The sequence below is a fragment of the Deinococcus frigens DSM 12807 genome (assembly GCF_000701425.1).
GTDB classification, from domain to species: Bacteria; Deinococcota; Deinococci; order Deinococcales; family Deinococcaceae; genus Deinococcus; species Deinococcus frigens.
In genome coordinates, this window is record NZ_JNIW01000023.1 from 50577 (window position 1) to 59201 (window position 8625).

The following is an 8625-nucleotide window of genomic DNA, read 5'->3' on the forward strand; positions in this document are numbered from 1 at the left end:
CACAGTTCTCTCCGTGCTGGACAGACAGAACGCCTAAAAAGAGCTTGAGGCGTGTGACCGCATAGCCCATCAGCCCCCCGAATAGAGGGCCGGAAAGCGCCGCCGCGTGGGCGCAGCGTATCCGTCCGCTCCCCCCTCCGCTATCCTGCCCTGATGCGCCGCCTCCTGCCCGTGCTGTGCCTGCTGCTGTGCGTGGGCGGCGCGCCATTTCCAGCAGCGCAGACCCCAGCAACATCAGATTCAGCGCCGCCCGCCGACCTGACCCCACACCGCGAACCCGGCCTGAGCGCGGGCGTGCAGCGGGTCCTGCGCGGCCTGCCCCCCGGCGTGCGCGTGGGCGTGCTGGTGCAGGATTTGCAGACGGGCCGGGTGCTGCAAACGCGGCGGCCCGACACCCCGTTGATCCCCGCCAGCGCCAATAAACTGGTGGTAGGCGCGGCGGTGCTCAACGAGCGCGGCGGCGCGGACGGCTGGTGGAGTACCGAGTTGACCGTGCCCGCCGCGCAGGTGGGGCAGGCCAGCGTCAAGGCCGTGACCCTGCGCGGCAGCGGCGATTCCAGCCTGGGCGTGTCGGACGGCGAGTACAGCCTGCGCGCCCTGGCAAAACAGGCCTATGCGCGCGGCCTGCGCGCCGTGGGGCAGGTGCGGCTGGACAACGCCCGGCTGGATTCGGCCACCTGGAAGGACGCGCCCATCGGCGTGCCCATGACCGCCCTGCGCCTCGCGGAGTGGCACGGCGCGCCGCCGCTGAGCCAGGAAACGGCGCACCAGCGGCTGGGAGCCGTGTTGATCGGCGAACTGCGCCGCGCCGGAATCAGGGTGATCTCCGAACAGGTGGGGGAGGCGGCCCCCTTCAGCCCTTACCTCCCGCCTGCCCGAACCGGCGAGCGCGGCCAGCCCTTGCCCCCTGATCCGGTCATCCCCGTGACCCGCCGCCCCGAACAGGGGATCGCCAGCGTGCGGAGTGCGTCCCCCGCGAAGCTGCTGGCCGCCACCCTGCGCCCCAGCGACAACCTCAGGGCCGAGGAACTGCTGGCGGCGCTGGCCCTGCGCCCTGCTGCAAACGGCACGCTGGCGGGCGGACTGGCCCGCGAACGGGCGTTTCTGGGCCGTATCGGCGTGGACCTTAGCGGCGTGGTGCTGGCCGACGGCAGCGGCCTGAGCCGCCAGAACCGCATGACCCCGCGCTCCCTGGTGGACCTGCTGCACGTGATGTATGACCTGCCGTATCCCCTGTCCGGTACGCCTGCCGAGAGTTCTGGCCTCCCCGCCCAGCTCTACCGCCAGCGCCAGAACGCCTTTGCCGAGGCACTGCCCCGGGGCGGCACGGGTGAAAATGTTCCGGCCCACGACGGGCGCGGCGGCACGCTGGCGCGGCGCTTCACGGGCACGGGGCTGGACGTGCGGGCCAAGACCGGCACCCTGCCCGGCGTCAGCAGTCTGGCCGGGTACGTCACGGGAAAAAGCGGTCACACCCTGGCCTTCGCGCTGATGATGAACGGCCCGCTGGACAGCCCGATCCTGACCCTGCGCGCCCTGCTGGACGAAACGGTGGCCGTGCTGGCGGCAGAGAACTGAGGGGGGCGGGTAAACTGAACCCCATGCGTCCCCTGCCCCTGCCTTTTCCCGACGAGACCGAAGCGCCGCACGTCACCGAACTGCGTTTCGCGGGCAGCGGCGTGACGGTGCGCGGGGCCTTCGAGCTGAACGAGTTCGCCACCCTGACCCCGGACAACCTGGAATTTCTGCGCCTGTACATCCGGGTACGCGGCAACCTCAAGGAAGTGGAGCGTGTGCTGGGCGTTAGCTACCCCACCGTACGCGCCCGATTCGACACCCTGCTGCGCGCCATCGGTTACGAACCCGAGCTGGCCGATCCCCAGGCCGAGATTTTAAGCAGCCTGGAACGCGGCGAGATCACCCCGGACGAGGCGGCCAGGAAGCTGCGGCGCTAGCTGGCCAAGTTAACCGGGCAGGGCGTCCCAGACGATTCGCACCTCGCGCAATTGCCCCTCGGTCTTCTCGCCCGCCTCCTGTCCGCCCTGGCGCAGATACCACCCCCGCGTGGGGTTGGCGTCCAGGACCCACAGGGCCAGATTCTGCACCCCGCCCGCCTGCAAGGTCCACAGCATCTCCCCGAACAGCGCCCGCCCCAGCCCCTGGCCCTGTGCCGATTTCAGCGCATACAGCGTCATCAGTTCGGCGTCGTAGCCAGGATGGTCACGGGCCGGGCCTGCGGAGGCGAAGGCCACCACGTTCCCATCCTGCCCGGCCACCAGCACGGTTTCCAACTCTTGCGAGATAGTCCGCTGCCAGTTCGCCTCGCGCCGCTGCCGCGCTTCCTCGTTCGTCATGCGGTCCAGAAAGTCTTCTGGCATCAGGCCCGCGTAGGTTTCGCGCCAACTGGTGGTGTGAATACGGGCGATGGCCGGAGCATCAGCGCGGGTGGCGGGGCGGATGGTCATGTCACAGGGTAAGCGATCTGGTTTCGTGCGGCCTGCACTCGTTGCGCTTTGATTGCCTCCCCGTTCACCACAAGTCCTGAACCTGTGGCCGGATCAGGCGGTCATACACGTCTGCCACGCCGCGCATGGTGTCCTCGCTCAGCGGCGGCAGATCGGCGGCGCGGGCGTTGGCCTCGGCCTGGGCGGCGTTCCTGGCCCCTGGAATGGCGCAGCTCACCTCGGGGAACATCAGAATCCAGCGCAGGGCGAATTCGGCCAGCGTCATGTTCTTAGGCACGAGCGGGCGCAGCGCGTCTACCGCTTGAAGGCCCGTTTCAAAGTCCACGCCGGAAAAGGTTTCGCCCTTATCGAACGCCTCGCCGTGCCGGTTGAAATTGCGGTGATCATCGGGCGCAAAACTGCTCTGAGCGGTCATCTTGCCGGTCAGCAGACCACTCGCCAGCGGCACACGGGCCAGGATGCCCACGCCCCCCTCGCGCGCCGCCGCAAAAAACTGCTCGGCGGGCTTGAAGCGGAAGGCGTTGAAGATGATCTGTACGGTGGATACGTTGGGGTGCCCTATGGCGGTCAACGCCTCGTCTACCGTCTCCACGCTGACGCCGTAGGCCCGCAGCAGTCCTTCCTTCACAAAGTCGTCCAGCACGCCGAAGACTTCATCGCGCTCGTACACCTCCGGCGGCGGGCAGTGGAGCTGGAGGAGGTCAAGGGTGTCGGCCTCCAGATTCTGCAAGCTGCGCTCGATGAAGCCGCGCAGATTTTCCCGGTTGTAACCGCCCGCTGTGTGTGGATCCAGGCGGCGTCCGGCCTTGGTTGCCACGTAGAAGGCTTCCGGGCGCTCGCGCCGCAGCCGGGCGATCAGGCGTTCGCTGCGCCCGTCGCCGTATACGTCGGCGGTATCGAAGAAATTGATCCCCAAATCCAGGGCACGGTGCAGAGCGCTCATGGCGTCGGCCTCGCTGACCTCGCCCCAGGTGCCGCCGATGGCCCACGCCCCGAAGCTGATGCTGGACACGTCGTAGCCGGCCTTGCCGAGTTGCCTGTATTGCATGGAGCGGTTATAGCGCGGGGCGAAGAAGGCAGGGAATGGTCAGCAATTAGAGTGACCTCATCGAAAGGCTGTTCAGAGTTGATCGTGGCAGCGAAAATTCAGCCGCGACAGACAGGTCATAGCCCGTCAACCCCTCCCCGTCACTGAAACCCACCCCCGCCCCGGCCTATCCTTGACCCATGACCGCGCCCGCCGATCCCACCCAACCGCCCAGCACAGGCCACATCCATCTTCCGGACGGCTCGTGCTGCGCGCCTACCAAGTACAGCGGGCGGTTCGCGCACCTGCACCAGCACACGCAGTACAGCCTGCTGGACGGCGCGGCCAAGCTCAAAGATCTGCTGAAATGGGTGAAAGAGGTCACACCGGAGGGGCAGGACGCTGCCTGCGCCATGACCGACCACGGCAACATGCACGGCGCGGTGCATTTCTACAACTACGCTCAGGCCGCGCAGGTCAAGCCGATCCTGGGCTACGAGGCCTACGTGGTGCCGGGCATGGGCACGCGCCGCGACAAGAAACCCGGCGTCAGCGGCGAGAAGGGCATCTTTCACCTGACGCTGCTGGCCCGCGACTTCGAGGGCTACCAGAACCTGTGCCGCCTGAGCAGCCGGGGCTACACCGAGGGCTATTATTACAAGCCGCGCATTGACCACGAGCTGCTTCAGGAACACCACAAGGGCATCATCGCCTTCTCCGGCTGCCTGGGTTCGGAGGTGCAGCAACTGCTGATGCAGGGGCGCGAGGCCGAGGCCAAACAGCGGATGCTGTGGTACAGAGATCTGTTTGGCGAGAACTACTTCATCGAGATTCAGGATCACGGGTTACCCGAACAGAAGAGGAACAACCCGATTCTGAAAGCCTGGGCGCAGGAACTGGGCATCGGCATGGTGGCCACCAACGACGGCCACTACGTCAAGAAGTCCGACGCCACCGCCCACGAAACATTGCTGGCAATCCAGACGAAAGCCACGCTGGCCGACGAGAACCGCTTCAAGTTTCCCTGCGACGAGTTCTACGTCAAGGATCTGGATGAGATGCGCCGCGCCCTGCCGCCCAGCGAGTGGGGCGAGGAGGTTTTTGATAACACCGCCCGCATCGCTGACCTGTGCAACGTTGATCTGCCCGTGGGCAAGAAGCGCGTGTACCAGATGCCCGCCCTGCCCATCCCCGAAGGCCGCACGATGGCCGAGGAGTTGCGCGTGCAGACGTATGCCGGGAGCCTCAAGCGCTACCCGCACCACGTCACGGGGGCGCTGCTGCGCGAATACGCCGTGCGGAGTCTGGAGACGCTGGAGCCGGGGGACCGTGAACGCGTTCTCTCCCGCACCGAGGGCTGCGACGCCCGAACCTGTGATGAGGAGACGCTGCTGACGCTGGTGGCCTTTCTAGGCAGCGAGTGGGAGGCGCGCGGCAAGGCGTCGGGCGAGAAATACACCCTCTACCCGGCGTTGGAAGTGATGGAAAGCGAAGGCAATGTCACTGCTATCGAAGATGATTTCGGTGAATATATTGTTGGCGTTATCAAAGGAGAAAAGGCGTCCATCCTGCCTATTGCAAAGCTTTATTTTACTTTAGATGCTGTTACTCCTATCGAGGATTTACGCGCAGAATTGAGTGCAAGACATCAAAAATTCAGCGAGTTGGGCAACCTGGAAACCAATGCGATAGTAGAAAAGGCAACGCATTACCTCTGTGCTCGGCCAGAAGTGGAGAGCGACTTCCGATTTCTGGCAAGCGATGCGATTGAGAAAGAGCGTAACGCAGTTAGAATTGCTGAGCTTCTTCTCTCGCTAAGTGCGCGTGATGAAGTCTCGCCAGATGAAGCGGAATTAGCGATGCGGATTGAGTTGTCTGCTGGGCGGGAACTTCGGAAACATCATCAGCACGCCTTGGTGCTGCTGCGCCGCGCCGAGTACGAGCTGAGCGTCATCAACAACATGGGCTTTCCCGACTACTTCCTGATCGTGGCCGATTACATCAACTGGGCCAAGGACCAGGGCATCAGCGTGGGGCCGGGGCGCGGGTCAGGGGCAGGGTCCCTCGTGGCCTACGCCATGCGGATCACCAACCTCGATCCGCTAGAATTCGAACTGCTATTCGAGCGCTTCCTGAATCCGGACCGTATTTCCATGCCCGATTTCGACATCGACTTCAACGACGCCCGCCGTATCGAGGTCATCCAGTACGTGCAGGACAAGTACGGCGAGGACAAGGTGGCGCAGATTGCCACCTTCGGGACGATGGCGAGCAAGGCGTGCCTGAAGGACGTGGCGCGCGTGATGGGCCTGGAATACGCCAAGGTCGATAAGGTTTCCAAGCTGATTCCGATCAAATTCGGCAAGAGCTACTCGCTGGAGCAGGCCCGTGACGCCGTGCCGGACATCGCGCAGATGCTGGAGAGTGACGCGCAACTGCTGGAAGCCTACGAGTTCGCGCAGAAGCTGGAGGGGCTGACCCGCCACGCCTCCGTCCACGCCGCCGGGGTGGTGATCGGGCGCGACAAACTGACCGATCTGGTGCCGGTGATGCGCGACACCTCCGGCATGGGCATGGTCTGCCAGTACGACATGAAAGCGGTGGAAGATATCGGCCTGATCAAGATGGACTTCCTGGGCCTGCGGACGCTGTCCTTTCTGGACGAGGCCAAACGCATCATGCGCGAGTCTCAGAAGATCGAGATCGACTTCGACGCCATTCCCTTCGACGACGCCAAAACCTACGAGCTGATGAGCCGGGGCGATACCAAGGGTGTGTTTCAGTTGGAGGGCGCGGGGATTGCCGATGCTTCCCGCCGCCTGAAGCCGCGCCGTCTGGCCGACATCATCGCCCTGAGCGCGTTGTACCGCCCCGGCCCGATGGAAAACATTCCCACCTACGTGCGCCGCCACCACGGCATCGAGGAAGTGGATTACGTGCGCGACGGCTTCCCCAAGTCCGCGCAGTTTCTGGAGAAGATTCTGGCCGAAACCTACGGGATTCCGGTGTATCAGGAGCAGATCATGCAGATCGCCTCCGAAGTCGCGGGTTTCAGTCTGGGCGGGGCCGACTTGCTGCGCCGCGCGATGGGCAAGAAGGACACGGCGGAGATGGCTAAACAGCGTGATCTGTTTGTTGAAGGCGCAAAAGCCAATGAAGTTCCGAAAGACGAGGCCAATAAACTCTTCGATCTGCTGGATGCGTTTGCGAATTATGGATTCAACAAGTCACATTCAGCCGCATACGGCGTCATCACCTACCAGACCGCGTGGCTCAAGGCCAATTACCCCGTCGAGTTCATGGCGGCCCTCCTGACGGTAGAAAGGCGCGATTCCGACAAGGTGGCCGAGTACATTTCCGACGCGCGCAAGATGGCCGTGAAGGTGCTGTCGCCAGACATCAACCGCTCGGCCCCGGATTTCGCGGTGGCGGGCGAGGAAATCCTGTTCGGGATGTACGCCATCAAGGGGCTGGGCGAGGCCGCCGTGGGCCGCATTCTGGAGGAGCGCGAGCGTGGCGGGCGGTTCAAGTCGTTTGCCGACTTCTGCTCACGCGTGGACAACAAGACCTGCAACCGCAAGGCGCTGGAAAACCTGATCAAGAGCGGGGCCTTCGACGCCTTCGGGGAGCGGCGGCAACTGCTGGACAGCCTGGAGGAAACGCTGGCCTGGGCGCAGGGGGCCGCCTCCATGATCAGCAGCGGCATGGACGCGCTGTTCGGGCTGGAGGAAACCGCGCCGGAGCCGCCGCTGAAGGCCACGTTTACCGCCCTGACCGATCTGGAACGCCTGAGCATCGAGAAGGACGCGCTGGGTCTGTACATTTCCGGCCACCCGCTGGAGCAGCACGAGGGGCTGCGCGAGGCGGCCAGTTGCCGGATCAGTGACCTGGAGACCTGGTTTACCGCCCAAAATGTGGCCCCCGGCAAGCGCATTAAAGCCGTGCTGGCAGGCATGGTGGAAAATGTGGTTCGCAAGCCCACCAAATCCGGCGGCATGATGGCCCGCTTCATCCTGGCCGACGAGTCCGGGCAGACCGAGCTGGTGGCCTTTTCCCGCGCCTATGACCGCATTCAGGAAAAGCTGGTCAACGACACGCCCGCGCTGGTGATCGTGGAACTGGAATCCGAGGACGGCGGCCTGCGCGCCATTGCCGAGGAGCTGGTCAGCATCGAGCAACTGGGCGAGGTGCCGAAGGTCATGTACGTGAACATCGACCTGGAAACCGCCAGTCCCGATGCCGTGGGCGAGTTTCAGAGCGTGCTGGACGAACATGCCGGAACCATGCCCACCTATCTGCGCCTGCAAACGCCGGAGCAGTTCGTGGTCTACCAGCTCGATCACGGCATGGGCAGCGCCGACGCGATCAAGGTGCTGAACCAGACCTTCCCGTGGATGGAGGCATATCTGGCCTACGATCAGCAGACCATCCTGGGCCGCTTCGCACCCAAGCCCCCGGCATGGATGAACAAGCAGAATGGGGGCGGGGGGATGCGGGCGTAACTGCCTCGTTAAATGGAGAAGAAGTGGATTCGACAGTTTTAATAGCAATTGTGGGATTACTTGGCGTTCTTCTCGGTGCCCTAATTAATTTGGTTCAGAGCTTAGTGTCAAACCACTACGCTTTGAAAAGAGAGCTAGCCCAGTGGAACAGAGAGGATAAGAATAAGGAGGTAGGTTTAATTCTTGAAAAAGAAAATAAACGCGAAGAGAAAGTCGCCATAGCTTTGATTAGATCACTATCCGCAATGTCCGAATTTCAGCAAACGTATTATCGATACGATGAGCTGGAGAAAGTTGAGGGGTTAGAGCTGGCGGCCTGACAAATTTTATGAGGGCGGACGGAAAACGAGCTGCCAGCCAACTTCAAGGGTGGTTTGAGGAGAGGCATGAGGGCGTTTCCGATGGCCCAGTGGCTCAGGGTCAGGCCCACCCTGGAGCGTCAGGCGAGAGAAGATTGCCTGACCACGGCTCAGCGCGTAATGAACCGCCCGGAGACCGATCTTGAGGTAGCTCAGCGCCCGCCGCCAGTGGGGATCGACGTGTCGTCGATCCCCACGCTGGACCACCTCTATGCCTTCGGACACGAGCAGCAAGATCGCTACAGCCAGCACTGTCACCAACCGTTCAAGAC

General features: G+C 63.4%; 7 protein-coding genes. 5 read left to right on the top strand and 2 right to left on the bottom strand.

Annotated elements, in window-relative coordinates; genetic code table 11:
- The first annotated feature begins 153 nt into the window (after window positions 1-153).
- On the top strand, window positions 154-1578 hold the full coding sequence (locus Q322_RS0109980; protein ID WP_029477770.1) for a D-alanyl-D-alanine carboxypeptidase/D-alanyl-D-alanine-endopeptidase: 1425 nt from the start codon (window positions 154-156) through the stop codon (window positions 1576-1578).
- Window positions 1579-1601: 23 nt separating this feature from the next.
- A complete protein-coding gene (locus Q322_RS0109985) occupies window positions 1602-1955 on the top strand; it encodes a DUF2089 domain-containing protein (protein WP_029477771.1) in 354 nt (117 codons plus the stop codon).
- Between the two features lie 9 nt (window positions 1956-1964).
- Here Q322_RS0109985 and Q322_RS0109990 read toward each other — a convergent pair whose 3' ends face one another.
- Both Q322_RS0109990 and Q322_RS0109995 read right to left on the bottom strand, forming a co-directional pair.
- Window positions 1965-2465 carry a GNAT family N-acetyltransferase gene (locus Q322_RS0109990; protein WP_029477772.1) on the bottom strand — a complete coding sequence of 167 codons (501 nt, stop codon included), beginning with the start codon at window positions 2463-2465 and terminating at the stop codon, window positions 1965-1967.
- 64 nt (window positions 2466-2529) lie between these two features.
- Entirely contained in the window at window positions 2530-3513 is a 984-nt protein-coding gene (locus Q322_RS0109995; protein ID WP_029477773.1) for an aldo/keto reductase, read from the bottom strand.
- A gap of 179 nt (window positions 3514-3692) precedes the next feature.
- Here Q322_RS0109995 and dnaE point away from each other — a divergent pair, with 179 nt between their 5' ends.
- From dnaE to Q322_RS23310, 3 genes are all read left to right on the top strand, one after another.
- Window positions 3693-7994, top strand: coding sequence for a DNA polymerase III subunit alpha (gene dnaE / locus Q322_RS24515; protein WP_084147917.1), 4302 nt, complete (start codon window positions 3693-3695; stop codon window positions 7992-7994).
- Window positions 7952-8314, top strand: coding sequence for a hypothetical protein (locus Q322_RS23305; protein ID WP_156952986.1), 363 nt, complete (start codon window positions 7952-7954; stop codon window positions 8312-8314). Before dnaE ends, Q322_RS23305 begins: the two co-directional genes overlap by 43 nt.
- A gap of 66 nt (window positions 8315-8380) precedes the next feature.
- A partial coding sequence (locus Q322_RS23310; protein WP_034418206.1) for a hypothetical protein occupies window positions 8381-8625 on the top strand: 245 nt, incomplete at its 3' end.